Annotated in this window: 26 protein-coding genes; 11 read left to right on the top strand and 15 right to left on the bottom strand. The window is 62.0% G+C overall.

The window, feature by feature from the left end:
- Positions 1 to 59: 59 nt before the first annotated feature.
- The gene (locus ACSQ3I_RS21790) at positions 60 to 1,193 is read right to left on the bottom strand and encodes a site-specific DNA-methyltransferase (protein WP_436002357.1); all 1,134 of its coding nucleotides are present in this window, start codon (positions 1,191 to 1,193) and stop codon (positions 60 to 62) included.
- Positions 1,194 to 1,432: 239 nt separating this feature from the next.
- On the opposite strand from ACSQ3I_RS21790, the gene ACSQ3I_RS21785 reads away from it, so the two are divergent.
- On the top strand, positions 1,433 to 3,082 hold the full coding sequence (locus tag ACSQ3I_RS21785; protein WP_436002355.1) for a vWA domain-containing protein: 1,650 nt from the start codon (positions 1,433 to 1,435) through the stop codon (positions 3,080 to 3,082).
- Positions 3,083 to 3,319: 237 nt separating this feature from the next.
- On the opposite strand, the gene ACSQ3I_RS21780 is transcribed toward ACSQ3I_RS21785, so the two are convergent.
- Together ACSQ3I_RS21780 and ACSQ3I_RS21775 are read right to left on the bottom strand one after the other, a co-directional pair.
- Entirely contained in the window at positions 3,320 to 3,670 is a 351-nt protein-coding gene (locus ACSQ3I_RS21780; protein ID WP_436002353.1) for an antibiotic biosynthesis monooxygenase family protein, read from the bottom strand.
- The gene (locus tag ACSQ3I_RS21775; protein WP_436002351.1) at positions 3,667 to 3,996 is read right to left on the bottom strand and encodes an NIPSNAP family protein; all 330 of its coding nucleotides are present in this window, start codon (positions 3,994 to 3,996) and stop codon (positions 3,667 to 3,669) included. The genes ACSQ3I_RS21780 and ACSQ3I_RS21775 overlap by 4 nt, the downstream gene beginning before the upstream one ends.
- A gap of 74 nt (positions 3,997 to 4,070) precedes the next feature.
- Between ACSQ3I_RS21775 and ACSQ3I_RS21770 the strand changes: the two genes are divergently transcribed.
- Positions 4,071 to 4,766 carry an ArsR/SmtB family transcription factor gene (locus tag ACSQ3I_RS21770; protein WP_436002349.1) on the top strand — a complete coding sequence of 232 codons (696 nt, stop codon included), beginning with the start codon at positions 4,071 to 4,073 and terminating at the stop codon, positions 4,764 to 4,766.
- Between the two features lie 91 nt (positions 4,767 to 4,857).
- On the opposite strand, the gene ACSQ3I_RS21765 is transcribed toward ACSQ3I_RS21770, so the two are convergent.
- The 3 genes from ACSQ3I_RS21765 to ACSQ3I_RS21755 form a co-directional block, all read right to left on the bottom strand.
- Positions 4,858 to 5,430 (bottom strand): biotin transporter BioY, encoded by a 573-nt coding sequence (locus ACSQ3I_RS21765; RefSeq protein WP_436002347.1) that lies wholly within the window; start codon positions 5,428 to 5,430, stop codon positions 4,858 to 4,860.
- Between the two features lie 385 nt (positions 5,431 to 5,815).
- Positions 5,816 to 6,484 (bottom strand): GntR family transcriptional regulator, encoded by a 669-nt coding sequence (locus ACSQ3I_RS21760; RefSeq protein WP_436002345.1) that lies wholly within the window; start codon positions 6,482 to 6,484, stop codon positions 5,816 to 5,818.
- Positions 6,484 to 6,765, bottom strand: coding sequence for a hypothetical protein (locus ACSQ3I_RS21755; RefSeq protein ID WP_436002343.1), 282 nt, complete (start codon positions 6,763 to 6,765; stop codon positions 6,484 to 6,486). The genes ACSQ3I_RS21760 and ACSQ3I_RS21755 overlap by 1 nt, the downstream gene beginning before the upstream one ends.
- Here ACSQ3I_RS21755 and ACSQ3I_RS21750 point away from each other — a divergent pair.
- A complete protein-coding gene (locus ACSQ3I_RS21750; RefSeq protein WP_436002341.1) occupies positions 6,764 to 7,453 on the top strand; it encodes an HAD-IA family hydrolase in 690 nt (229 codons plus the stop codon). The genes ACSQ3I_RS21755 and ACSQ3I_RS21750 overlap by 2 nt on opposite strands.
- A 106-nt stretch (positions 7,454 to 7,559) precedes the next feature.
- Here the strand turns inward: ACSQ3I_RS21750 and ACSQ3I_RS21745 are convergent, their stop codons facing one another.
- Positions 7,560 to 8,483, bottom strand: a complete 924-nt coding sequence (locus ACSQ3I_RS21745; protein ID WP_436002339.1) for a diacylglycerol/lipid kinase family protein — start codon at positions 8,481 to 8,483, stop codon at positions 7,560 to 7,562.
- Between the two features lie 60 nt (positions 8,484 to 8,543).
- On the bottom strand, positions 8,544 to 9,095 hold the full coding sequence (locus ACSQ3I_RS21740) for a hypothetical protein (RefSeq protein ID WP_436002337.1): 552 nt from the start codon (positions 9,093 to 9,095) through the stop codon (positions 8,544 to 8,546).
- A gap of 310 nt (positions 9,096 to 9,405) precedes the next feature.
- On the opposite strand from ACSQ3I_RS21740, the gene thrC reads away from it, so the two are divergent.
- From thrC to ACSQ3I_RS21715, 5 genes are all read left to right on the top strand, one after another.
- Entirely contained in the window at positions 9,406 to 10,812 is a 1,407-nt protein-coding gene (thrC, locus tag ACSQ3I_RS21735; protein WP_436002335.1) for a threonine synthase, read from the top strand.
- A 21-nt stretch (positions 10,813 to 10,833) separates the two neighbouring features.
- The gene (locus ACSQ3I_RS21730; protein WP_436002333.1) at positions 10,834 to 12,132 is read left to right on the top strand and encodes a M16 family metallopeptidase; all 1,299 of its coding nucleotides are present in this window, start codon (positions 10,834 to 10,836) and stop codon (positions 12,130 to 12,132) included.
- Between the two features lie 75 nt (positions 12,133 to 12,207).
- Positions 12,208 to 12,822 carry a GNAT family N-acetyltransferase gene (locus ACSQ3I_RS21725; RefSeq protein WP_436002331.1) on the top strand — a complete coding sequence of 205 codons (615 nt, stop codon included), beginning with the start codon at positions 12,208 to 12,210 and terminating at the stop codon, positions 12,820 to 12,822.
- Positions 12,819 to 15,731 (top strand): EAL domain-containing protein, encoded by a 2,913-nt coding sequence (locus ACSQ3I_RS21720; RefSeq protein ID WP_436002329.1) that lies wholly within the window; start codon positions 12,819 to 12,821, stop codon positions 15,729 to 15,731. The genes ACSQ3I_RS21725 and ACSQ3I_RS21720 overlap by 4 nt, the downstream gene beginning before the upstream one ends.
- Positions 15,732 to 15,901: 170 nt before the next feature.
- On the top strand, positions 15,902 to 16,207 hold the full coding sequence (locus ACSQ3I_RS21715; protein WP_436002327.1) for a hypothetical protein: 306 nt from the start codon (positions 15,902 to 15,904) through the stop codon (positions 16,205 to 16,207).
- A gap of 93 nt (positions 16,208 to 16,300) precedes the next feature.
- Here ACSQ3I_RS21715 and ACSQ3I_RS21710 read toward each other — a convergent pair whose 3' ends face one another.
- From ACSQ3I_RS21710 to ACSQ3I_RS21700, 3 genes are all read right to left on the bottom strand, one after another.
- Positions 16,301 to 17,419 carry a zinc-binding metallopeptidase family protein gene (locus ACSQ3I_RS21710; RefSeq protein ID WP_436002325.1) on the bottom strand — a complete coding sequence of 373 codons (1,119 nt, stop codon included), beginning with the start codon at positions 17,417 to 17,419 and terminating at the stop codon, positions 16,301 to 16,303.
- Between the two features lie 99 nt (positions 17,420 to 17,518).
- Positions 17,519 to 17,710, bottom strand: coding sequence for a CsbD family protein (locus ACSQ3I_RS21705; protein ID WP_436002323.1), 192 nt, complete (start codon positions 17,708 to 17,710; stop codon positions 17,519 to 17,521).
- Between the two features lie 106 nt (positions 17,711 to 17,816).
- A complete protein-coding gene (locus tag ACSQ3I_RS21700) occupies positions 17,817 to 18,422 on the bottom strand; it encodes a YqgE/AlgH family protein (protein WP_436002321.1) in 606 nt (201 codons plus the stop codon).
- A 162-nt stretch (positions 18,423 to 18,584) separates the two neighbouring features.
- Between ACSQ3I_RS21700 and ACSQ3I_RS21695 the strand changes: the two genes are divergently transcribed.
- From ACSQ3I_RS21695 to ACSQ3I_RS21685, 3 genes are all read left to right on the top strand, one after another.
- Positions 18,585 to 19,424, top strand: a complete 840-nt coding sequence (locus ACSQ3I_RS21695) for a protein-disulfide reductase DsbD domain-containing protein (protein WP_436002319.1) — start codon at positions 18,585 to 18,587, stop codon at positions 19,422 to 19,424.
- A gap of 63 nt (positions 19,425 to 19,487) precedes the next feature.
- Complete coding sequence (locus ACSQ3I_RS21690; RefSeq protein ID WP_436002318.1) at positions 19,488 to 19,973, top strand: peroxiredoxin; 486 nt, start codon at positions 19,488 to 19,490, stop codon at positions 19,971 to 19,973.
- A 611-nt stretch (positions 19,974 to 20,584) separates the two neighbouring features.
- Positions 20,585 to 20,929: a hypothetical protein gene (locus ACSQ3I_RS21685; protein WP_436002316.1), complete on the top strand. Its 345-nt coding sequence runs from the start codon at positions 20,585 to 20,587 to the stop codon at positions 20,927 to 20,929.
- Positions 20,930 to 21,180: 251 nt separating this feature from the next.
- Here ACSQ3I_RS21685 and ACSQ3I_RS21680 read toward each other — a convergent pair whose 3' ends face one another.
- The 4 genes from ACSQ3I_RS21680 to ispH form a co-directional block, all read right to left on the bottom strand.
- Positions 21,181 to 21,489, bottom strand: a complete 309-nt coding sequence (locus ACSQ3I_RS21680; RefSeq protein WP_436002314.1) for a Dabb family protein — start codon at positions 21,487 to 21,489, stop codon at positions 21,181 to 21,183.
- Positions 21,490 to 21,586: 97 nt separating this feature from the next.
- Complete coding sequence (gene rnhA / locus ACSQ3I_RS21675) at positions 21,587 to 22,036, bottom strand: ribonuclease HI (RefSeq protein ID WP_436002312.1); 450 nt, start codon at positions 22,034 to 22,036, stop codon at positions 21,587 to 21,589.
- On the bottom strand, positions 22,033 to 23,001 hold the full coding sequence (locus ACSQ3I_RS21670) for a homoserine kinase (RefSeq protein ID WP_436002310.1): 969 nt from the start codon (positions 22,999 to 23,001) through the stop codon (positions 22,033 to 22,035). Before ACSQ3I_RS21670 ends, rnhA begins: the two co-directional genes overlap by 4 nt.
- A 295-nt stretch (positions 23,002 to 23,296) precedes the next feature.
- The gene (gene ispH, locus ACSQ3I_RS21665) at positions 23,297 to 24,301 is read right to left on the bottom strand and encodes a 4-hydroxy-3-methylbut-2-enyl diphosphate reductase (RefSeq protein WP_436002308.1); all 1,005 of its coding nucleotides are present in this window, start codon (positions 24,299 to 24,301) and stop codon (positions 23,297 to 23,299) included.
- Between the last annotated feature and the right edge of the window lie 194 nt (positions 24,302 to 24,495).

The raw sequence follows: 24,495 nt of genomic DNA, 5'->3' as shown, positions 1-24,495 counted from the left end.
TTCCGGGACTGAAGGTACAAAAAACCGGAAAGCCGTAGGGGAACTGGCCGATGGGTGGATCAATCCATCGCTTTCGCCAGGTCACTGCGGACGATCGATCGCAGCTCGTCGATCGGGCGCAGGGTTTTCCCGTCGTCGAAATGCCAGAAGGTCCATCCGTTGCAGGTATCAAGGCCCTGGACTTTGGCGCCAAGGCGATGAATGGAGCCGGCGTCTCCGCCGGAGGCGACGGTGCCGTCGGCGCGTACGATGGCGCTCCAGCGCCGCCGGGCATCCGTCAGCACCTGCCCGGGTTTCACCAGGCCGGTTTCGACCAGCACGTTGAAGGCGATCCGGGCCTCCGCCTTCTTGCCGGTCATGACCGTGAGAACCGCCTTGCCGAGCGGCTCGACGGCAGCGATGCGCTCGGAAGCGGCATCGATATAGGCTTGCTCGCGCTCGATGCCGACAAAATGGCGGCCGAGGCGCTTGGCGACGGCGCCGGTGGTGCCGGAACCGAAGAAGGGATCGAGGACGATATCGCCCGGCTTGGTGGAAGCCATGATCACGCGGGCGAGCAGCGCTTCCGGTTTCTGGGTCGGATGCACCTTCTTGCCGTCGTCGCCCTTCAACCGTTCGCCGCCCGAGCAGATCGGGAACAGCCAGTCGGAGCGCATCTGCACGTCGTCATTCGCCGCCTTCATGGCGTCGTAGTTGAAGGTGTAGCCCTTGGCCTTGGCGTTCGGCGCTGCCCAGATCATCGTTTCATGGGCGTTCTGGAACCGGCGGCCCTTAAAATTCGGCATCGGGTTGGTCTTGCGCCAGACGATGTCGTTGAGGATCCAGAAGTTGAGATCCTGCAGGATGGCGCCGACGCGGAAGATGTTGTGGTAGGAGCCGATCACCCACAGCGTGCCGGTGGGCTTCAGGACGCGGCGGCAGGCCAGCAACCAGGCGCGGGTGAAGGCATCGTAGACCTCGAAGGAGGCGAACTGATCCCATTCGTCGTCGACGGCATCGACCACCGACTGGTCCGGGCGGTGCAAGGTGCCACCGAGCTGCAGATTGTACGGCGGATCGGCAAAAATAACGTCGACGGAATGATCGGGAAGCGCTTCGAGCGCGGCGACGCAATCGCCCTTGATGATCGTGTCGAGCCAGATGCGGGATTGCCCGGTCTCACGGAGACCGGCAAGCGGAAGAACTGACGCCATGTGATACTCGCTATACGCTTACGCAGAACTGATAACGCTCTTATGGTTACCGAAGTTGGTTACCAAAAGCTGAAGCGGAACGGTAAATGCCAAAATAATTCAGGAGGCTCGTGCGTTAATGGGAAAGCGCGGTCCTCAAGCCGCCTTTGCTCCGGCATGGCGCTTGCACCCTGGCAAGCGCCATGCAAACGTGCAGGCCGAAACGACTGATGGAGGAAATTCCGGTGCGATTTTTCGTCATGGCAGTGCTTCTTTGTCTCTCCACCCTTTTCCGCCCCGCAATCGCCGCCGAACAGTCGATCATCGTGCTCGATGCATCCGGCTCAATGTGGGGGCAGATCGACGGCAAGACGAAAATGTCGATCGCGCGCGAAACGTTGCACCAGGTGCTGCAATCGATGCCCGCCGACAATCCGCTTGGCCTGATGGTCTACGGCCATCGCGAGAAGGGTTCCTGCGCCGACATCGAACTTGCCGTGCCGCCGGGCGTCGGCAATGCCGACAAGATCGCCGCCTTCGTCGACGGCATCAACCCGAAGGGCAAGACGCCGCTCAGCGCCGCCGTGCAGCAGGCGGCGGAAGCGCTGAAATACACCGAGGAAAAGGCAACCGTCATCCTCGTCACCGACGGACTGGAAACCTGCGAGGCCGACCCGTGCGCGCTGGCCAGCGCCCTGGAAAAGCAGGGTGTGGATTTCACCGCTCATGTCGTTGGCTTCGGCCTGACGCCGGAGGAAGGCAAGCAGGTGGCATGCCTGGCCGAAAACACCGGCGGCAAATATTTCGAGGCCTCCGATGCGCCGCAACTGGTGGCCGCCCTCAAGGAAACTGTCATCGACGCGCCGCGACAGGCAATCGAGGAACCGCAGCCGGAGCCGGAAGAACAGGCGGTGGCGCCTGCCTTCAATGTCGAGCCGGACGCTGTCCTTTCCGAAGGCGGGCCTTCGCTCGGCGAGAATAACGACGTGCAGTGGAAACTCTTCCCCGCCGGCGCCGATGGCCAGCCGGCCGGCGATTATGTCGACCTGACCTACAAGGCTCACTATTCCGTCACCATTCCGCCCGGCAAATACATCGGCGAGGCGACATTGCGCAGCCTGATCGTGCAGCGGGTGCCCTTCGAAGTGAAGGACGGCGAGGTCGCCAAACCCTTCGTCAACTTCGATGCCGCCACCGTGACGCTGGTGCCGAAACGCTCGGCCGATGGCGAGGCGGACAGCAATGCCGTCATCGAGATGAAGTTCGGCCCCTACACGACCACCGAATACGGCCAAAGAACGGTCTACATCTCCGCCGGCACGGCAAATATCAAGGCGTCGATCGGCCCGTCCACCATCGAGGAAACGCTGACGGTCAAGGCGGGCGAAACGCTGACCAAGGACCTCATCATCGGCTCCGGCATCATCGACAACAAGGCGATCTATACCGAGGGCGGGCCGGACGTCGAATCCAACGATCTGTTCTTCGAAGTGCTGTCGGCGACCAAGAGCATCGACGGCAGCCGCAAATCCTTCGGCTACACCTATGGCAACGGCACCAAGCTGGACGTGCCCACCGGCGAGTTCATCCTCAAGGCGACGCTGGGCAAGGCGAGCGGCGAAACGCCCTTCTCCATCGGCGCCGGCGAGCGCAAGGAAGTGTCGGTCAACATCAACGGCGGCGTCGTGGCGATCACTGCGCCAAATGCCTACAAGATCGTCGTGCTGGACAGCAAGAAGGACATCCAAGGCAACCAGAAGGAGATCACCTACAGCTTCGACCGGCAATTCCAGGATACGGTGCCGCCGGGCGACTACATCGTCCAGGTGACCTACGAAGGCGATATCGCGCCGAAGGAAAAACCGGTCACCGTGAAGGCCGGCGAGAGAGCCGAGGTGACGGTGGAATAGGCGGGAACGCTGCCTTCCCCCCGTAAACGGGAAGAGAGGGTGCCCCCTGCCCCTTCTCCCCTCGGGGAGAAGGTCGCGGCAGCGGGATGAGGGGGTGCCCCACGGCAGAACCTGTCCGTTCCGCTCCCCCTCATCCGACCCTTCGGGCCACCTTCTCCCCGCTGGGGAGAAGGGGAAGTCGCCGCACTGGCCCCTGTTCAACCGCACTCCCTAGGGTGCGGCGTCCTTGTTCAAGCCTCACCCGTCGGCATGAAAAGCGCGACTATCGTCCGGCGCCTGTTCGCGTTCGTCAAGCCCGTAGTCGCGCAGCACGCCGGCGATGCGCAGGCGGTATCCGGCAAAGACGCCATTGCGCCCGGCATGCTGGGCGACACGATGCTCGGCGATGTTGCGCCACTGGCGGATTGCCTCCTCGTCGCGCCAGAAAGACAGGGAGAGCAGCTTGCCGGGTTTCGACAGGCTTTCGAAACGCTCGACGGAGAGAAAGCCGTCCATTTTCTCAAGCTCGGGCCAGAGGGCTGCGGCCATCTGCAGATAGGTGGAGCGGCGGTCGTCGGCCGGCGTCACTTCGAAGATCACGGCGATCATGGTTCGATCCTTTTCGCGTGCGGCAGGGAAACGTTGCGCAAGAAGATACGATCCTCCTTCAAAATGAAACGTTCGCGCCGGGCAAAATCGTAGTTTTCCTTCCCCAGCGGATCGGCGGCCAGCCGGCTGCGATAGGTCTCGTAGGCAGCGAGGCTTTCGATGCTATAGACACCATAGGCCGTGGTCGCAGAGCCTTCGTGGGGAGCGAAATAGCCGGTCAGGTCGGCGCCGCAGCGCGGGATCGCCTGGCCCCAGTTGCGGGCATAGTCGCAAAAGGCCTCGCGTTTGAAAGGGTCGATCTCGTAGCGGATGAAACAGGTGATCATGCGTGTCTCCTTGATGGAACGATGCCTGCTTATGCCATGTTGCACGTCGCCGATGCTTCGGTTACGATCGAAGTATGAAAGAAGGACCTGACATCGCCCAGATCGGCGCGCTCATCGGCGATCCCGCCCGCGCCAACATGCTGACCGCGCTGATGAGCGGGCAGGCGCTGACCGCGACCGAGCTTGCCGGGGCGGCCGGCATCACGCTGCAGACGGCGAGTTCGCATCTCTCCAAGCTGGAAGCCGGCGGCTTCGTCGCCCAGCGCAAGCAGGGCCGGCATCGCTATTTTACGCTGGCGGATGCGGCTGTCGGGCGATTGATCGAAAACCTCATGGGATTTGCCGCCGACCGCGGCCATCTGCGCCATCGCACCGGGCCGAAAGAACCCGCCTTGCGCAAGGCGCGCATCTGCTACGACCATCTCGCCGGCGATTTTGGCGTGCGCATGCTCGACAGCCTGGTCGCCGGCGGCGCCATCGACGTGGCGGAGGATGTGCTGGCGCTGACGGCGACGGGGGAAGAGCGGCTTGCCGCGTTCGGCATCGATGCCGTGCAACTCAAGCGATCCTCACGCCGGCCGCTTTGCCGCTCCTGCCTCGACTGGAGCGAACGCCGCGCCCATTTGGCCGGCACGCTCGGCAAGGCCCTGCTCGACCGTTTCATCGAAAGGGGATGGGCGAAACGAAGTGCGGAAAGCCGCGCCATCGTTTTCAGCCCGGAAGGAGAGCGGCAGTTCCTGGCGCTGTTTCCGCTGGCGGAGGCGGCCTGAAAGACGCGCGGCGATAATTGTCGGTGACGGCCGGGCCCTCACCGACAAAGGTCGGCATGCGCAGCATGATGATCGGCGTTCAGCTGGACGGTCAACCGAACCGGCGCATCGCCTTCAGCACGGCCGCTGCCAGCGCCGATTTCAGCACGGCACCGAGCACGAAGGGGGCAACGCCGAGCAGCCAGGCCTGCTCCGCACCGATCAGTGCCGCGAGATAAAGACCGCCGAGGACGAGGCACAGCAGGTTGGCAAGGAGATGGGCCGCGAAGCTGCGGATCACCCGGTTGCCCGTCCAGCCACGTTCCGCGAGAAGGCCGGCTACGGCAGCGACCAGCGGGAAGGAGGCCAGATAACCCGCGGTCGGACCGGCGAAAGGCGCCAGGCCGCCCGCACCGCCGGCCAGAACCGGTGCGCCAAGCATCGCCTCGCCCAGCCAGGCCAACACGGTGAGTGCCCCCAGCCGCCAGCCATAGAGCGCACCGATCATGGTGACCGCGAAGGTCTGCATGGTGATCGGCACCGGCAGCATCGGCACGGCGATCTGCGACGCGAGCGCCAGGATGAGCGTGCCGGCGAACACAAAAGCAAGCTTCACCGCCACCGGCCGACTTGCGAGGTTCAACGGATCGAACGCCAGGGAGCGGGATGGGTTGGATATCTGCATGGATCTCTCCTCGTTAAATTATAGATAATTTTTGAATTTCATCTATTTTTTGAGGGAAAAATTTCGACGTTGCAAGGGATATGTGCGCGAGATTGCGATATTGCTGCGCGCAGCATCGTGGAAATCGGCACAAAATCCGAGCATTGGAAGACGACGGCTCGATCCGCCACCACACGCGACCACCCTCGCGCCGTCATCCTCGGGCCTGTCCCGAGGATCTGCCTTGGGTGGATAAAGCCTTGATAATAATCGATAATATCTACGTGCTTAGATCCTCGGGACAAGCCCGAGGATGACGGTGCGCGGCGTTTGGATGGAGTTTGGCGCGGCACTCATGGCAAAGCAGCCGCTGCGTCAAAAAATTATCTATAATTCCCAGAAAAAATCACCCGACGATCGCGAATGCACCGGATTCGTCATCGCTTTGAGCGGCTCGCGGGGCGCGACCGATCCACTGCACATGCTTCTGCAGCACCGCGACGGCCTCGTCGGTACGGCCTTGCCGCAACGCTGCAAGGATGGCCCGATGATCGTGGTCGGTGCGTTTTTCCCATCCGGAACGCCAGGCGGAAAACAGGAAACGGGCACTGGCGGCATGCAGGTCGTCGATGGCCGCCAGCAGGCGTGGCATGGCGCAGGGCGCCAGGATCAGCCGGTGAAAACGACGGTTGGCCTCTTCCCAGGCCTGCACGTCGGCGGCAGCATCCCCCTCCCGCGTCGCCTCTTCGGCGGCATCGAAGATGGCGGGGGTCAGGTGCCGGGCGGCATGTTTCAGCGCCAGCACCTCCAGCGCCGCCCGCATTTCCGCCACCTCGCGCACCTCGGCAATGTCGAAGGAAGCGACGCGTACGCCGCGGCGCGGCTCGCTGATCGCCAGCCCCTGAGCCTCAAGCCGCCGGAAGGCCTCGCGCACCGGCACGTGGCTCGCCTGGAATTCCTCGGCGATATGATCCTGGCGCAGGCGGGCGCCGGGCGCAAGTTCGCCACGCACGATGCGGTCGGCCAGCACACGGCTGATCCGTCCAGCGATTGTGTCTTCGACGTCTTTGCTCATCAAACCTTACCACCGGCGGGAATCGCCGTGCCGAAGCTAGAGCATTTCCAGCCGAAGCGGAATCGCTTCGCCGTCGGACAATGCGGCAAAACAAGACGCTGGAGCATTTCCGTTGAACCTGCGTTCACCGGAAATGCTGAGAACGGCGCCGCCCTCAAGGCAAATCCGGGCACCGCGGCCAAAGCCGCCCGCAGCGCGCATCGCAGCCATGCGCGCTTCCGGTTGAGATTGGCCGAGCCATCGTGTAAAGCGCCGACAACTCGAAACAGGGTATTTGTCATGAGCGGCTTCGACCTTCTTCTCTTCGATTGCGACGGCGTGCTCGTCGATTCGGAAATCATTTCGGCCAAAGTGGAATCCTCGCTGCTGACGGAAGCCGGTTATCCCATTACCGTCGAGGAGATGAACGAGCGTTTCGCCGGCCTGACCTGGCGCGACATCCTGTTCGCCGTCGAGAAGGAAGCAGACATCCCGTTTTCGGCAACGCTGCTCGACAAATCGGAAAAGCTGCTGGATGCGCGGCTGGAGCGCGAGGTCAAGATCATCGAGGGCGTCAAATTCGCCCTGTCGCGCCTGACGCAGCCGCGCGGCATCTGCTCCAATTCCTCGTCGCATCGTCTCGACATGATGCTGACCAAGGTCGGTCTGCGCGAGTATTTCGCACCCCATATCTATTCCGCCAAGGATCTCGGCGCCGACCGGGCGAAACCGAAGCCGGACATCTACCTGCACGGCGCCGAGCAATTCGGCGTCAAACCGGCGCGGACGCTGGTGATCGAGGATTCCGTCCACGGCATCCATGCGGCGCGGGCCGCCGGCATGCGTGTCGTCGGCTTTACCGGCGGTTCGCACACCTACCCCGCCCATGCCGACCGGTTGACCGATGCCGGCGCCGAAACGGTGATTTCACGCATGGTCGACCTTCCGGCCGTGGTCGCGGCGCTCGCGGAATGGGAAGGGGCGATCTGAATTTTCCGGCTGGCCGGCACCACAGGCCGGCCTCAAGAAAATGCTCGATCTTTTTGACGCAATTCCGGACGCAAAACCGCTGCGCAGTTTTGCCTCCGGAATTGCTCTAGAGACTCTTGAGATGCAGACGGCGGGGCAGCAGCTCGAAGCGGGCGGGGAGAATACCCGGCGCCTCGCCATCGGCATCCACCATCACAGGCCCGGCGCCAAGCGGCTCCGCCTCGACGACGCGGGCTCGGAAACAGCTGACAAGCGGGCTGCGCACATGGGCACCGCTGTAGATCTTGTTGAGCAGGCTGAACACTTTTAGCGTCGGCGCTCCCCGCATCACGACGACATCGAAAAGCCCGTCATCAAGCCGCGCCTCCGGGGCGACGTGCATGCCACCGCCGAACCAGGCACCGTTGCAGACGGCGACGGCGGTAATCGGCCCTTCGTAAACCACCTCGCCATCGAGAACGAGCCGGATAGGCTCGGGCCGGTAGCGCAGGATTTCCATCACCGAATGATAGAAGAAGCGCAGCGGTCCCGGTATGTTGCTGCCGAGTTTGACCCTGTTCGCAGCCCGGCCGATCGGACCCGGCACGCCGAAGCTGGCAATATTGGCAAAATGCCGCTCGACAGGCGAACCGTCATCCGCCCGGCAATGCGTCAGCCCGATGTCGATGACCCGGGTGGGCGCCGAAAGCAGTGCCGCCACCATGGCCTCGGGGTTCGCAGCCGACGGAAAATTGCGGGCGAAATCCGTTCCGGTTCCCTGCGGCAGGAATGCGAGCGGCGTTTGCGGTCTCGATGAGGTCAAAAGACCATCGACCACCTCTCCGACCGTGCCGTCGCCGCCAACGGCGAGCAACAGATCGACATCGCTGTCGCACAGCATGCGGGCCAGATTCGTCGCATGCCTCGGCCCCCTGGTTTCGAGGATATCGACAACCGTTGCATTACGCTGGATCGCCGCAAGCAGCTGTGCCCAACGTGCCCGCACCAGAACGGGACCCGCCACCGGATTGCGTATGATGCCGACTTTCACGCGACTGCCTCTCGGTCAAGCCGTCCGCCTGTCACGGGCACGATCCCGAAACGCCGGCCGTCACTTGGTGTTGTACGGGCCTTCGTCGAAGCCGATATAGATCTTGGCAAGCTTGCCGGCGCCGCCGGGAATGCTGACATTGTCCTTGCGGAAGACGAACTGCGCCGAGCTGCCGCCGGCCGGAATGGCGGCTTCGAACTTGACGAGTTCCGAATAGAGCGTGGTTTCGCCGTCAGTCACGGCGACGCGGATCGGCATGACCAGGTTGCCGGCCGAACCTTGCGGGCCGGTGACCAGGCGGCCCTGGGCGACGACGGTGATGTTCATGGCGCTGGCGCTCATCGTGCAGCTGCGCGAGGTTTCTGCCAGCGAGGCCTGGTAGACCACCTTGGCCGGATCGTCCTTGCCGCCCTTTGCGTAGGTCCGGTAGTAGGACGTGCCGTCGCGCAGGAAGATCTGCGGGCAGGTTCCCTCGACGACCGGCATGGTGTCCGTCGGAGCGGCGGCGGCGGACTTGTTGTCAGCCGTTTCCAGCGTCTTTTGCGTGTTGCAACCCGCAAGGAGGGTGAGAGCAGCCGCAAAAACGATAGGCCGCGAGACATAAGCTGACACGATACTGCCACTCCCTGCATTCCGCCGTTTGCCGGCTTTAAACCTTTATGCCGGGTCTTTCATGACCCGCGGCGATGGTCTATAGCAGCGACGCAGAGAAAAATCGATTGGGTAAGCGCGTTTTGGTGCAATTTTCGCTTTTGCCGCAAAGAGGTGCGGTGTCCGCGACCCTGCTCGCAAGGTCGGCGATTGACGCAGTTGCGAAACGTGCGCGCCGCTTTTGGCGCAAAATGACGGATGCCGTTGCGTTTCCTCCCCTAGGCTTCGGGCTCTGCGCCACAGAATTCTCTTCCGCTCTTCAAGACCAAGGATGACCGTCGTGGATTATATCTCAACCCGGGGCGAGGCCCCTTCCCTCGGCTTCAGCGATGCGCTGCTGGCGGGCCTTGCCAAGGATGGCGGGCTTTACGTGCCGCGTGAATGGCCGACGATGTCGAAGCGGGAAATCCGGGCGCTGCGCGGCAAGTCCTACCAGGAAGTCGCCTTCGAGGTGCTCTACCGCTTCACCGGCGGCGAGATCCCGGCCGAAAAATTCCGCGCCATGATCGATGAAGCCTATGCCACCTTCCGCCATCCGGGCGTGGTGCCGCTGGTGCAGACCGGGCCGAACTCCTTCATCCTCGAACTGTTCCACGGCACGACGCTCGCCTTCAAGGACGTGGCGATGCAGCTGCTCGGCCGGCTGATGGACTATGTTCTGACCGAACGCAACCAGCGCGCCACCATCGTCGGCGCCACCTCGGGCGATACGGGCGGGGCTGCCATCGACGCCTTTGCCGGCCGCGAGCGCACCGACATCTTCATCCTCTTCCCGCACGGCAAGGTCTCGGCGGTGCAGCAGCACCAGATGACGACGTCGAAGGAAAAGAACGTCCACGCGCTGGCGATCAAGGGCAATTTCGACGATTGCCAGACGCTGGTGAAGGGCATGTTCAACGACGGCGCCTTCCGCGACCGCGTAAAACTGTCCGGCGTCAACTCGATCAACTGGGCGCGCATCATGGCCCAGGTGGTCTATTATTTCACCACTGCGCTGACGCTCGGCGGTCCGGACCGCAAGATCTCGTTCACCGTGCCCACAGGCAATTTCGGCGATATCTTCGCCGGTTACGTCGCCAAGAAAATGGGCTTGCCGATCGACCGGCTGGTCATCGCCACCAACGAGAACGACATCCTCGCGCGGACGCTGAAGACCGGCCGCTACGAGATGAAGGCGGTCAAGGCCACCACCTCGCCGTCGATGGATATCCAGATCTCGTCCAACTTCGAACGGCTGCTGTTCGAGGCCTATGGCCGCGATGCCGGTGCCGTGCGCTCGGCCATGGACAGCCTGAAGCAGTCCGGCTCCTTCGAGATCAAGGACGAGGCCCTGAAGGCGATCCGCCGCGAATTCCGCGCCGGCCGCGCCAGTGAAAAGCAGGTCAAGGACACTATCCGCGACACGCTTGCCGAAACCGGCTACCTGCTCGACCCGCACACCGCCATCGGCGTGCATGTTGCCAAAAAGCATGAAAAGGCCAATAGTCCGATGGTAACGCTCGCCACCGCCCATCCGGCGAAATTCCCGGACGCCGTAAAATCGGCCTCCGGTATTGACCCGAAGCTTCCGGCATGGCTTGCTGACTTGATGGACAGGGAGGAGCGCTTTGACATTCTGGAGCCGGAGCTTAAGACCGTCGAAAGCTTTATCGACAAACATGCCCGGATCACAGACTAGCACGGCGCAGAAAGACAAACGATGAATGTTGAGTGCACCCGGCTTCCGTCCGGGTTGACGGTCGTTACCGAAAACATGCCCCATCTGGAGAGCGCAGCTCTCGGCGTATGGATCAAATCGGGCTCGCGCAACGAAACGGAATCCGAGCACGGCATCGCCCATCTTCTCGAGCACATGGCCTTCAAGGGCACGGCGCGCCGGACGGCGCGCCAGATCGCCGAGGAGATCGAGAATGTCGGTGGCGAGGTGAATGCCGCCACCTCGACGGAAACGACCTCCTATTATGCCCGCGTCCTCAAGGACGATACGTCGCTGGCGGTGGATATCCTCGCGGACATCCTCACCGAATCCGCCTTCGACGAGGAAGAACTCGACCGCGAAAAGAACGTCATCCTGCAGGAAATCGGCGCCGCCGACGACACCCCCGATGACGTCGTTTTCGACAAGTTCTCCGGCATGGCCTACAAGAACCAGACGATCGGCCGACCGATCCTCGGTACGCCCGAGACGGTGATGGGCTTTTCGCCCGACGACATCCGCGCTTATCTCGGCCGCAACTACACCACGGACCGCATGTTCGTCGTTGCCGCCGGCGCCGTCGATCACGATGCCTTCGTGCGGCAGGTGGAGCAGCGCTTTTCCGGCCTGCCGACCGCGCCTTCGGCCCCGCCGGTCTTCGAACCGGCGATCTATACCGGCGGCGAGGTGCGTGAAGACCGCGACCTGATGGATGCGCAGGTGTTGCTGGGCTTCGAAGGCAAGGCCTACCACGCCCGCGACTTCTACTGTTCGCAGATCCTCGCCAACATTCTCGGCGGCGGCATGTCCTCGCGGCTGTTCCAGGAAGTGCGCGAGAACCGCGGTCTCTGCTATTCCGTCTATGCCTTCCATTGGGGTTTCTCCGATACCGGCATCTTCGGCGTGCATGCTGCTACCGGCGGCGAGAACCTGCCGGAACTGGTACCTGTGATCATCGATGAGCTGCGCAAGTCGTCAGAACGCATCGACCAGCAGGAAATCGAGCGCGCCCGCGCCCAGATCCGCGCCCAGCTTTTGATGGGCCAGGAAAGCCCGGCTGCCCGCGCCGGCCAGATGGCGCGGCAGATGATGCTTTACGGCCGGCTGATCACCAACCAGGAACTGATGGAACGCCTGGCCGGGATCACCACCGAGCGCCTGACCGATCTCGCCGGACGGCTGTTCTTCGACAAGGCGCCGACACTCTCGGCGATCGGGCCGCTGGAACAACTGGCACCCATGCAAGACATCATCGCATCCCTGTCGACGCCCGCCCCGAAACCGCTCTCAGCCAAGGGCTGAGCGGCCGTTCCGGCATCGTCGACCTTAACCTTTACCCCGCCGGATCCGTCCGGCCGGCCCAGCCGGGAGTATCTGATGGCACGATCGGTTTTTCGGTTTCTGTCGCGGCAGCCGGAGACGGTCGAACTCGTTGACGACACGCTCACTCTCAGGCTTCCGCGATACGGCGATTTCCGGCAGTGGCACCAGTTGCGGGTCGAAAGTCGTCCGTTCCTCGAACCCTGGGAGCCCACCTGGCGGCACGACGAACTGACCGAAAGCGCCTTTCGCCGCCGGGTGCAACGCAATGAACAGGAATATGCCTCCGGGCAATCCGTGCCGTTTTTCCTGTTCCGCAAGACGGACAGTGCACTGCTCGGCGGCATGACCATCGGTTATATACGCCGCGGCGCATCGCAAAGCTGCATGATCGGGTATTGGATGGGCGAGAAATATGCCGGTCAGGGCCATATGTTCGCCGCACTTCGCCTCGTTATACCTTACATCTTTTCGGGGCTTCAGTTGCACCGGATCGAGGCAGCCTGTATTCCGGATAACACACGCAGTATCCGGCTTCTGGAAAAAGCCGGGTTTCGCCGCGAAGGGCATTTGAGGGAATATTTGAAAATCAACGGACAGTGGCGCGATCATGTGATGTTTTCCAGATTGGCCACGGACGGTGACATGGACGGGAAAATACGCACCCCATGACTTTGAACGGTACGATGCTCTTGTCGTCGGCCCGCCGGCTGATCGCCCTTGTGGCTATCCTGGCGGCAGCTTTGCTGTTGACGACTTGGACGGGCGCCCATGCCGCCGAGCCGATCAAGATTTCCCGCGACGACACGGCGCTGGACCTGACCAGCACCACGGAGATCTACACCAACCAGGGCGAGGCCTTCCAGGTTTCCACCGCCGCCGGCGCCGACGGCATCCGCCGCCGCATCGAAGTGCGTGCGAGCTCGGAAAACCACCAGGGCGACTGGGCGGTATTCGCGCTCGCCAACGTCTCGGAAGAGCAGCTGGAGCGCGTCATCGTCGCCCCGCATTTCCGCCTCGTCGATTCAAAACTGTTCTGGCCGGACCTCGGTTCGCAACGCATCATCTCGATCACGCCGAGCGAAGGTTTTGCGCTCGACCGGCAGCCGAGCGAGGAGGCCGACGTCTTCCGCATCACGCTCAACCCCGGCGCCGTCATCACCTTCGTCGCCGAGCTTTCGACGCCAGAACTGCCGCAGATCTATCTGTGGGAGCCGAATGCCTACAAGGATACGGTCAACGCCTTCACGCTCTATCGCGGCATCGTGCTCGGCATCGCCGGCCTGCTGGCGGTGTTCCTGACCATCCTGTTCGTCGTCAAGGGCACGTCGATGCTGCCGGCGACGGCGGCCTTGGCCTGGGCGGTGCTGGGTTACATCTGCGTCGATTTCGGTTTTCTCGAAAAGCTGATCAGCCTGACCTCGGGAGACCAGCGCATATGGCGGGCCTGTGCCGAGGTGGCGCTGGCGTCAAGCCTGGTGATTTTCCTGTTCACCTATCTCAACCTCAACCGCTGGCATGTGCATCTGGGCTATGTGACGCTTGCCTGGGTGCTCGGTCTCGGCGTGCTATTCGGCGTCGCCATCTACGATCCGTCGGTCGCATCGGGCATCGCGCGCGTTTCCTTCGCGCTGACAGCCTCGGTCGGCATCATTCTGATCGTCTATCTCGGCTTCAACCGCTATGACCGCGCCATCCTGTTGATACCGGCATGGGCGCTGATCCTCGTCTGGATCTTCGGCGCCTGGCTGACGATCACCGGCCAGCTCGACAACGACATCATCCAGCCTGCGCTGGGCGGCGGCCTTGTTCTGATCGTTCTGCTCATCGGCTTCACCGTCATGCAGCACGCCTTTGCCGGTGGCGCCTATCAGCAGGGATTGTTTTCGGATCTCGAGCGGCAGGCCTTAGCGCTCACCGGCTCCGGCGACACCGTTTGGGACTGGGACGTGGCACGCGACCGCGTCGTCACCATTCCCGACGTTTCGCAAAAGCTCGGATTGCCGCCGGGTTCGATGCACGGCCCGGCGCGCAACTGGCTGCCGCGGCTGCACCCTGACGACCGCGACCGCTTCCGCGCCACGCTCGACGTGCTACTCGAACACCGCCGCGGCCGTCTGAACCACGAATTCCGCATCCGCGCCGAAGACGGGCATTTCCACTGGCTGGCGATCCGCGCCCGGCCGGTGCTCGGCTCCAACGGCGAAATCATCCGCTGTGTCGGCACGATCATCGACGTAACCGAGCAAAAGAATTCCGTCGACCGGCTGCTGCATGACGCCATGCACGACAATCTGACCGGCCTGCCGAACCGCCAGGTGTTCCTCGACCGGCTGCAATCGGTGCTGACGTTGGCGCCGACCGGCGACATCGTCCGGCCGACGGTGATGGCGATCGACATCGACCGCTACAAGCAGGTCAACGACGCGCTCGGCATCGCCGCCGGCGACAACATCCTGATTGCGCTCACCCGCCGCCTGCGCCGCCTCCTGAAGCCACAGGATACGCTGGCGCGGCTCTCCGGCGACGAATTCGGCATCATCCTCGTTTCCGAGCGCGACCCGGCCAAGGTGGCCGATTTCGCCGATGCGGTCAGCAAGGCGATCATGGTGCCGCTCAACTTCGCCAACCGCGAGATCATCCTGACGGCCTCCATCGGCCTTGCCTCCTGGGTCGACCAGCAGGAAAGCGCCACCAGCCTGCTCAACGATGCCGAGCTTGCCATGTACCGGGCCAAGCGCGCCGGCGGCAACCGCGTCGAACCATTCCAACCGGCCTTCCGCAGCTTTGGCGCCGACCGCCTGCAGCTCGAAACCGACCTGCGCCGCGCCATCGAACGCAAGGAACTCACACTGGTCTACCAGCCGATCGTCCGGCTGGCCGATGCCGAGATCGCCGGCTTCGAGGCGCTGATGCGCTGGGACCATCCGAAGCGCGGTACGGTGCCGCCGACGGAGTTCATCCCGATTGCCGAAACCTCCGACCTCATCGGCCCGCTCGGCATCTTTGCGCTGGAACGGGCGACCTCAGATCTGGTGCACTGGCAGCAATATGCCGGCGACGTGCCGATCTTCGTCTCCGTCAACCTCTCCAGTGCCCAGCTGCTCAACAACGAACTCTACAGCGACATGCGGGCGATCCTCGCCAAGACGCAGTGCGTGCCATCGCAGATCAAGCTGGAACTGACGGAATCCATGGTGATGGAAAATCCGGAGCAGGCCCGCCTGGTGCTCGACAAGCTGAAGGAGATTGGCCTCGGCCTGGCGCTCGACGATTTCGGCACGGGTTACTCCTCGCTTGCCTATCTCACCCGCTTCCCCTTCGATACCATCAAGATCGACCAGACGCTGCTGCGCGACGGCGGCGCCAAGCGGCCGATCCTGCTGCGCTCGATCATCTCCATGGCCCGCGACCTCGACATGCAGGTCGTCGCAGAAGGCATCGAGACGGAAGAGGATGCCATCGAACTCGGCAAGCTCGGCTGCAATTTCGGCCAGAGCTATTTCTTCGGCGCGCCAATCGGCGGCGAGTCGGTGCTGCGTCTCCTCAAGGAACGGTTTCCCCTGACTAAGCGGGCCTGACCGGCCACGCCTGACTGGAGTCTGAAAGCCGCGAGGAAAGAATGTTCCCTGCGGCTTCTTCACGTTTGATCGTGTTTTCGTGAGCGCACCGGGCGGGAACAATGCCTGGCCGGAGCGGTTCTGTCCTCGTAACACCGATAAGATCGAGAATGACACACGAGGAGAAACACATGTTTATCAAACAAATCGCCATCGCAACGCTTTGCCTCGGCATGGCCACCAGCGCCTTCGCCCAGCAGGGCAATGCCGACGATGGCTCCAAGACCATTCCGCAAAACCGTTCGACGACCCAGGACGGCAAGGTGATGACGCCCGACGCCGTGGACCCATCCACGACACAGGGCATCACCAACAACTCGATGGACGGCTCTACCAATCCTGACTGCATTACCCGCAATTCCGGCGGTGCCGGTGATGGTGTCGATGGCACGGCGCCGACCAACAACGATCTCGCCAACAACACCAAGGCTTGCTGATCCCGACATGGTCGGCAGCCGGCAGAAAACTCAAGGCCAGTCATCGCATTCGATGGCTGGCCTTTGTTTTTGGTGCGGCTATGCCTGAGAGAGTCAGGCGGTCCTGATCGAAGCCAGCGACGGCGCGGAAGCCTTTTCGACACTGGCATCCTTGGCGGTGGCCGTACGGATCAGCGCGTGGATGAATTCCAGTTTGGCGACCACCACCGGCGACAGCACGAAAGGATAGAGGTCCGGCTGCCCCATGCTGCGGTGGATGCTGTTGAGCGCGACGCTGAGCGGAATCCAGGCATTGGCAAGCTGCTCGGCATTGCGGGCGGCGTACGGATTGAACGTCACCTCGGTCGCCATCTCGTCATGACCTTTCGGATCGATGGCGATGCCGAAGGAGCGCGCCGTTTCCAGCGTATCGACGATATGGAGATAATGCGCAAAACATTCGGCGAAATCTTCCCAGGGGTGGGTGCTGGCGTAGGCGCTGATAAACTCGTTCTGCCAGTTCGGCTGCGGGCCGTTTTCATAGTGGCGCTGCAAGGCGGCGGCATAATCCTCGCGCTCGTCGCCGAAGGCAGCACGGAAGGGCGCAAACCGGTCGCGATCGCGCACCAGCTTGTTCCAGATGAAATGACCGGATTCGTGGCGGAAATGGCCGAGCAGCGTGCGGTACGGCTCGTTCATCATCGTCCGTGTCTGCTCGCGCGTGACGTCGTCCGCCTCTGCGGCGCGGATAACGATGACGCCCTCCTCATGCCCGGTCATGGCCGGCACGACCGTGCCATCGGGATTGACGATATCCTCGAGGAAATCGAAGACAAGACCGCCTTCGGGGTCCTGGTTGCGATCGGGATGCGGCAGGTTCCAGCGCAGGAAAGAATAGAACAGGTGCCGCTGCGCCTGGCTGATACGCCGCCAGCGATCCACGCCCTCGGCGGTGCTGATATTGGGGACAAGCCGGTTGTGGCTGCAGGCCGGGCAAAAGCTGTTTTCAGATCCTGCAGGCAGTGTCCAGTTGCAGATATCCAGTTCCGCATTGGCGCAGAACCGCACCTGACGCCCTGGATCGGCAACGACCTGCCAGGCATCCTCGGCCGGTTCCAGCGCATGCATCGCCATCACTTCCGGCACGAAGCCGAGACGGTGGCCGCAGCTGACGCAGGAACGGTTGTCGAAATGCACGGGAAGGCCGCAATGGTCGCAGGCATAAAGTCTCATGTGCTGTGTCCCCGATGATGATCATTCCTGAAAAAACCCGCCACGGCTTTGCCGGGCAGGTTTTTCATTTGCAGGCGTCCGATAGCGTGGAGGGCCGGGTTACAGTCGATCCACGTGGTTCTTCACCGCGTCCTTGACCTTGCCGCTGACAACCTGGACCTTGCCCTTGGCTTCCTGTGCGGTGCCCTTGGCCTTCATTTCATGATCGTCCATGGCGTCGCCGGCAGCTTTCTTGATCTTGCCGGCAGCCTGGTTGGCGTAACCGGAAACCTTGTCGCTGGTGCTTCCCATTGGGTACTCCTTGAGCTCTTTCGAGCGAACCGTATGTTCGCCCTGGCAAGGAGTAGAACGGCATGCCGGGACATTCGTTCCGGGAAACAAACAATATTTTCAGTCTTCAGGCGTGCCCGGCATCGCTGGACAACATGGCGGGCGTCACCCCCAGAAGGGCCAGGGCCCGCTCGTACTTGTCCTCCAGGCTGTCGTCGAAGATCAGCTCTTCGCTCGCGGGGCAATTGAGCCAGCCGTTGTTGCCGATCTCCCGCTCCAGCTGACCGGCGCCCCAGCCGGCATAACCGAGCATCATGGTCGCCCGGCGCGGCCCGCTGCCGCTCGAAATCGCCCGGACGATATCGAGCGTCGCCGTCAGGGAAATGTCGTCGCTGACCGGAATGCTGGATTCGCTGAGGTAATCGTCGGAATGCAGCACGAAACCGCGGCCGCTTTCCACCGGTCCGCCATTGCGGATCGGGAAATCCCGTGCCTGCGGCGGCAACATGATCGCATCCGTCTGGTCGATCATGTTGAGATGCAGCAGCACTTCAGTGAAGGTGAGCGCCTGCGGGCGGTTGATGACGAAACCCATCGCACCAGCGTCGGAATGGGCGCAAATGTAGACCACCGTGCGGGAAAAATTGCTGTCGAACATACCGGGCATGGCGATGAGGAAATGACCATCGAGGAACCCGCGCTCTCGCTTATCCTTCAGTGTCGATAGTGACATGTGGTCCTCCAGCGTAACGTCCTCCGGCCGGCGCAGGAGGAACGTGTGAATGCTTCGACCTGAGAAACATGGGGTATAGTCACAAATCAATCAACTGGAAATGATGAAGAAAAAACGACGGCCTCTGGAAGACTTTTCAGGCATCGGTTAAATCCATGCAAGATGAAGAGATTTTTTCGATCCACACATTTCATCGCCGAAATTTTCGGCATTGTCGCGCTCGTCGGCATGATGACCGCTCCTGCAACGGCTGCCATGACAGCCTGGGCGGAGAGCGAGGGCGGGCGCGTGCGCCTTGTCGCCCTGCCCCCGGATGCCGACGGAAAAATCAGTGCGGCGCTGCAGATCGAGCCGGCACCCGGCTGGATCACCTACTGGCGCGAACCGGGCGACAGCGGCATTCCACCCCAGATCAGCATCATGCCCGGCAGCAATGTTTCGCTGGCCGGTGTCGCCTATCCGGTGCCCAAACACATCGAGGCCGGATCGCTTCGCGACTTTGGCTACGACGGTCCGGTTGCCTTGCCGCTCGACCTGACGCTGACGGACAGCAACGCCGAGTCGCGCTTTGACGCCCAGGTGTTCATCGGCTTGTGCAAGAACATCTGCATCCCCTTCCAGGCGGATTTTTCGCTGACTTTGCCGAAGGCGGCGCAATCGGCAGCTGAAGAAACAATGATCCTCGAAACCGCCCACGCCAGCCTGCCGGAAGCACCAAGCGCCGACTTCGCCGTGACCGGTTCCAGCCTTGCCGCCGACCACAAGACACTGCGCCTTTCGCTGACCTTGCCCGAAGGCGGCGACATGCCCGAGATCATCGTCACCGGCCCGGCCGGCTATGTTTTCACCAAGCAGCAGAACGCCCGCCGGGAGGCCAAGACCTTCACGACCGATATCGTCATTCCCAAGCTGCCGAAGAGTTTCAAGGCCGAGACCGCCCACTGGGGCCTGCTGGTCAAGAGCGGCGGCCGGGCGATGGAAACCACGCTTGCCTTTGAGTGAGCGGCACATATATTCGCCAGCGACCCGGGCGACCGGATACGCCCCGTTTTGAGGAGAGATTTCATGACCATATCGATTGGCGGCCAGATACCGCAGGCGAAATTCAAGGAAAAGACCGCTGACGGTCCCCACGAAATCACCACGGAAGAGCTGTTCAAGGGCAAGCGCGTCGTGCTGTTCGCCGTGCCCGGCGCCTTCACGCCGACCTGCTCGCTGAACCATCTGCCGGGTTATCTCGAAAACCGCGATGCCATCCTCGCCAAGGGCGTCGACGACATCGCCGTCGTCGCCGTCAACGACTGGCACGTCATGGGTGCCTGGGCGCAGAATTCCGGCGGCATGGGCAAGATCCACTTCCTCGCCGACTGGGACGGCGCCTTCACCAAGGCGCTCGGCCTCGATGTCGATCTTTCCGCCGGCGGCCTCGGCCTGCGCTCCAAGCGTTATTCGATGCTGGTGGAAGACGGCGTGGTGAAATCGCTGAACGTCGAGGAAAATCCGGGCCAGGCGACGGTTTCCGCCGCCGCCACCATGCTCGAGCAGCTCTGATCCCATACAGGGCGCTAAGAAAAACCGCCCGGTTGCCCAGCCCCTCACCAAGATCTAGAATACTTACTTCCCCACGATGGCAACCACAACGCTTGCGTGACATGCGCCTCAGCATGTTGCGCAAAAGTGTGCAGCAGTTTTGCGCTAGAGCATTTCCGCTTTTCTCCGAAACGCGAAAACGCTCTATCCTTTTGTTTATGCGTAATTCCGGACGCAAAACCGCTACGCACTTTGGTGGAATTGCTCTACCGATATGCAAAAAGCCACATACCTAAACAGCAAGGTGCGAATCTGAAAGATCGCCATGCGCTTCTGCATTGGGATGCCTGGCCGAATACGTCAAACAGACGTCTACAGACGGATGGTGCGAAGTCACCGCGTGCAATCAAACTTGTTAAAACAAACTCTGGAGTTCAAGAGCCGCTCGATACATTACGATTATTTAACTCGCCGAGTTTAAGAGATGCCTTGCTCCGTTCGCAAGGCGAAAGCACTTTATATGTGACGCGTTGGGGGACGCCAGCCAAACCTACAATAGCCGACTTTGCTTGGAGGCCTCCAGGACAATCATGAAGTTCGGCATCCAACCAAAATTTATTTGAGGAAAGAACATGATTTTCAGCAGTATTCGCATTGGTCTTACAACAATCGCTTTGGGAATGGCGGCCCACGGAATGATCGCAACCGCCGCACATGCGCAAGAATTCTCTTTCACAGCGACCAACACCGCCTCTTCAGCCATTACCAAGGTACTGGTGTCCGAAAACAAAGCTGATTGGGGTGGTTTTGATATCGGCGAAGGCATCAAGCCAGGTGCGACTGTCAACCTTGTCTGGAACCAGAGCACGAACGGCGAAAAATGCGAGCAGTGGCTCAAAGCCGCGTATGCAGACGGCAGCGAGTCGGAACCCGCCAAATTCGATTTCTGCGAAAGCGGGCTTGAGATTGATTTCTAAACGGAATCATCCAAACGCATGATTTTGGTCCGGCAGATCATCTTGGATGACCTGCCGGTTGTTTTTTGATCGAAGAAATCCGCGGCGGCCTTATGGCATGGCGAGTCTTTCTCCGCCTCGGCCCGTGCCAACTTGTCCGTTGAAGCATGTCGCGCAGGCGGTTCGTCTTCGATCAATACTTCGGCTCCACATTTCAGTGAGGGGCTGGTCAGGTTGCCGGCGGCGGTTTTTTCTCCTGCAGCAGACCTGGCTCAGATCAGCAGGTCGAAAACCAGGATGCCGGCCAGGCCGCCATCGGTCGCATTGACGATGCGCTCGCCGACCACCACGTGTTCGGGGTGGACCAGATAGGTATCGCGGGCCGCGGCGTCTTCGAACGTCACCGTGAAACCGTCCACGAAGCCGCCATTCAGGCCTTCCGGCGAAACATTCGGTCCGTATTTGACGTCAACGATCCCCGGAATGACATCCTTCAATGCGGCAACCGCCTCGAAGATCGCCTGTTTGTCGGCGGACTGGAGCGCCGCCTTGAAACGCAGGAACACGCAATGCAGGATCATCTGTCTCTCCCCTTATCCTCGCCGCACAATAACGGCAAACCGGCTCGCCGCAAGCCGGCATTCGCCGCCGGCCGGAGCGTCGGACAATCGAGCGCCGCTATTCGGCGCCGCCCTTCTTGAACGGTGCCATGCCCATGCGGGCAAGTTCGTCGGCGCGCTCGTTTTCCGGATGGCCGGCATGGCCCTTGACCCAGTGCCAGGTGACCTTGTGGCGCTTGGTCGCCTCGTCGAGCGCCTGCCACAACTCGCCGTTCTTCACCGGCTTCTTGTCGGCGGTCTTCCAGCCGTTCTTCTTCCAGCCATGGATCCACTTGGAGATGCCATCCATGACGTATTTGCTGTCGGTGTGCAGGTCGATCTCGCAGGGCACCTTGAGCGCATTGAGTGCCGAAATCGCCGCCATCAATTCCATGCGGTTGTTGGTCGTCGTCGCCTCGCCGCCGGAAAGGTCCTTTTCCGTATCGCCGTAACGCAGCACCGCGCCCCAGCCGCCGGGACCGGGATTGCCGGAGCAGGCGCCGTCGGTATAGATCTCGACGTGTTTCATGGCCGGGACAGCCCGTATTCGCCGACCGAAGAGACGGCAGCATGGAAGCGCAGCTTGCGCAGATATTCGAGCGGATCCTTCTTGACCACCAGCGCATCCGGCGGGGTCGTCAGCCAGTCGTAGAGACGCGTCAGGAAGAAACGCAGCGCCGAACCGCGCGACAGGATCGGCAGGGCAGCGGCTTCCGCCTGGCTCAGCGGCCGCACGCTTTCATACCCTTCCAGCAGCGCCATGCCCTTGGTCATGTTGTAGGAGCCGTCCTTTTCGAAGCACCAGGCGTTGAGGCAGATCGAGACGTCGTAGGCCAGCAGGTCATTGCAGGCGAAATAGAAATCGATCAGGCCGGAGAGCCCGTCGCCGAGGAAAAACACGTTGTCCGGGAAGAGGTCGGCATGGATGACTCCGGCCGGCAGGTCCTTCGGCCAGTTGGCGGCAAGGAAGGCGAGTTCGCCGCGGATCTCCGCCTGCAGCCCCTTCTCCACCTCGTCGGCGCGCGCCTCGGACTTTTCCCACAGCGTATGCCAGCCGTCGAGCGACAGGGCGTTGGGGCGCGTCATGGCAAAACCCTCGCCGGCAATGTGCATCTTCGCCAGCGCCACGCCGACATCGCGGCAATGGCGTGCTTCCGGCTTGCGCAGCCACATGCCTTCGAGGAAGGAAATCAACGCCGCCGGCCGGCCGGATAACGTGCCGAGCAATGCGCCGTCCCGGCGCGGCAAGGGCAGCGGGCAGGACAGGCCGCGAGCGGCGAGATGCTGCATCAGGCCGAGGAAGAACGGCAGGTCGGATTTTTCCACCCGCTTTTCGTAGAGCGTCAGGATCAGCGGGTCGCGGGTCGTGTGCAGCAGGAAATTGGAATTTTCCACGCCCTCGGCAATCCCCTTGTAGGAGGTCAACTCGCCGACCTCATATTCGGTGAGGAAGCGCTTGAGGTCGTCTTCGGTGATATCGGTGTAGACTGCCAAGGTGATGACTCGCGGATGGAACTCAGGTGGGATGAGACATGCTTTGGCATCGCGATAGCGACAAGGCAAGTGGGTCCGGCAGCCGTAGCCCTCTTTCCCCTTCTCCCCCGCGGGGAGAAGGTGGCCCGAAGAGTCGGATGAGGGGGCGAGACCCGGTGAGGCTTTTGCCTGTGGCACCCCCCTCATCCCGCTGCCGCGACCTTCTCCCCGCGGGGGAGAAGGGGCAGGAGGCACTCTTTCATTCCATGTGCGAAAACTCTGGACTCAGCCCTGAGCTTTCGCGCCGAACCGCGTCTCACCCATTCACAAACGCCATATCGGCGGCTTCGAGCGCGATGTCGCGCAGTTCGCGGTTGACGAGGAAATGTTCGTTTTCCTGTACCGTCTCCGCCAGTTCGACACGGGCATCGAAACGATCGCGGAAGGCGGCGATGATTTCGTCGACGATCACTTCCGGCGCCGACGCGCCGGCGGACAGGCCGACCGTGGCGAGATCGCCAAGATCCGACCAGTCGATTTCCGAGGCGCGCTGCACCAGAATGGATTTTTTCGCCCCCGCCCTGAGCGCCACTTCCACCAGCCGCTTGGAATTCGACGAATTCGGCGCGCCGACGATCAGGAACAGATCGCAGCCGGGCGCCGCAGCCTTCACGGCCTCCTGGCGATTGGTGGTGGCATAGCAGATGGAATCGGCCGCCGGTGCCGTCAAATTGGGAAAACGCTCGCTCAGCCTGGCGATGACGCCGGCCGTGTCGTCGACGGAAAGTGTCGTCTGCGTGACGAAACCGAGATTGTCGGCATCGACCGGCTCGTAGGCATCGGCATCTTCGACCGTCTCGATCAGCGAAACCGAACCTTCCGGCAGCTGCCCCATCGTGCCGATGACCTCCGGATGCCCGGCATGGCCGATCAGCACCACGTGGCGGCCGAGGCGCTGGTGACGCATCGCCTGCTTGTGCACCTTCGATACCAGCGGACAGGTGGCATCCAGATAAAAGAGATTGCGGGCCTCGGCATCCGCGGGCACGGATTTCGGCACGCCGTGGGCGGAAAACACCACCGGCTGCTCGCGATGCTCGGCGGGGATCTCGTTCAGTTCCTCGACGAAGACGGCGCCCTTGGCTTCAAGTCCCTCGACGACATAACGGTTATGGACGATCTCGTGGCGGACATAGACCGGCGCGCCATAACGCTTCAGCGCCAGCACGACGATCTGGATGGCGCGGTCGACCCCGGCGCAGAAACCGCGCGGGCCGCAAAGCCTTATCGTCAACGGCGGTTTGGAAACGGCGATGTTCATTCCTCGTCCCTGGCTTCGGGTGTGCGATCGGGCAATTCCGGACGCAAAACCGCGGACGGGCTTCTGCCGGAACTGCTTCAGATATGGCAATTCGGCTGCGGGTTTACCACAAATTCCGTGGCAGGAAACCGGCAAAGCCGCCGATCCCGGTAAATCTGCCGTTACGGGCCGGCCAGCGAGGCGCGGCCTTTCGG

The sequence above is a fragment of the Rhizobium sp. LjRoot30 genome (assembly GCF_964253915.1).
In the GTDB taxonomy this organism is placed as follows: domain Bacteria; phylum Pseudomonadota; class Alphaproteobacteria; order Rhizobiales; family Rhizobiaceae; genus Metarhizobium.
The sequence above is the reverse complement of the archived record's forward strand: the minus strand, read 5'-3'. Positions and strand labels throughout refer to the sequence as shown.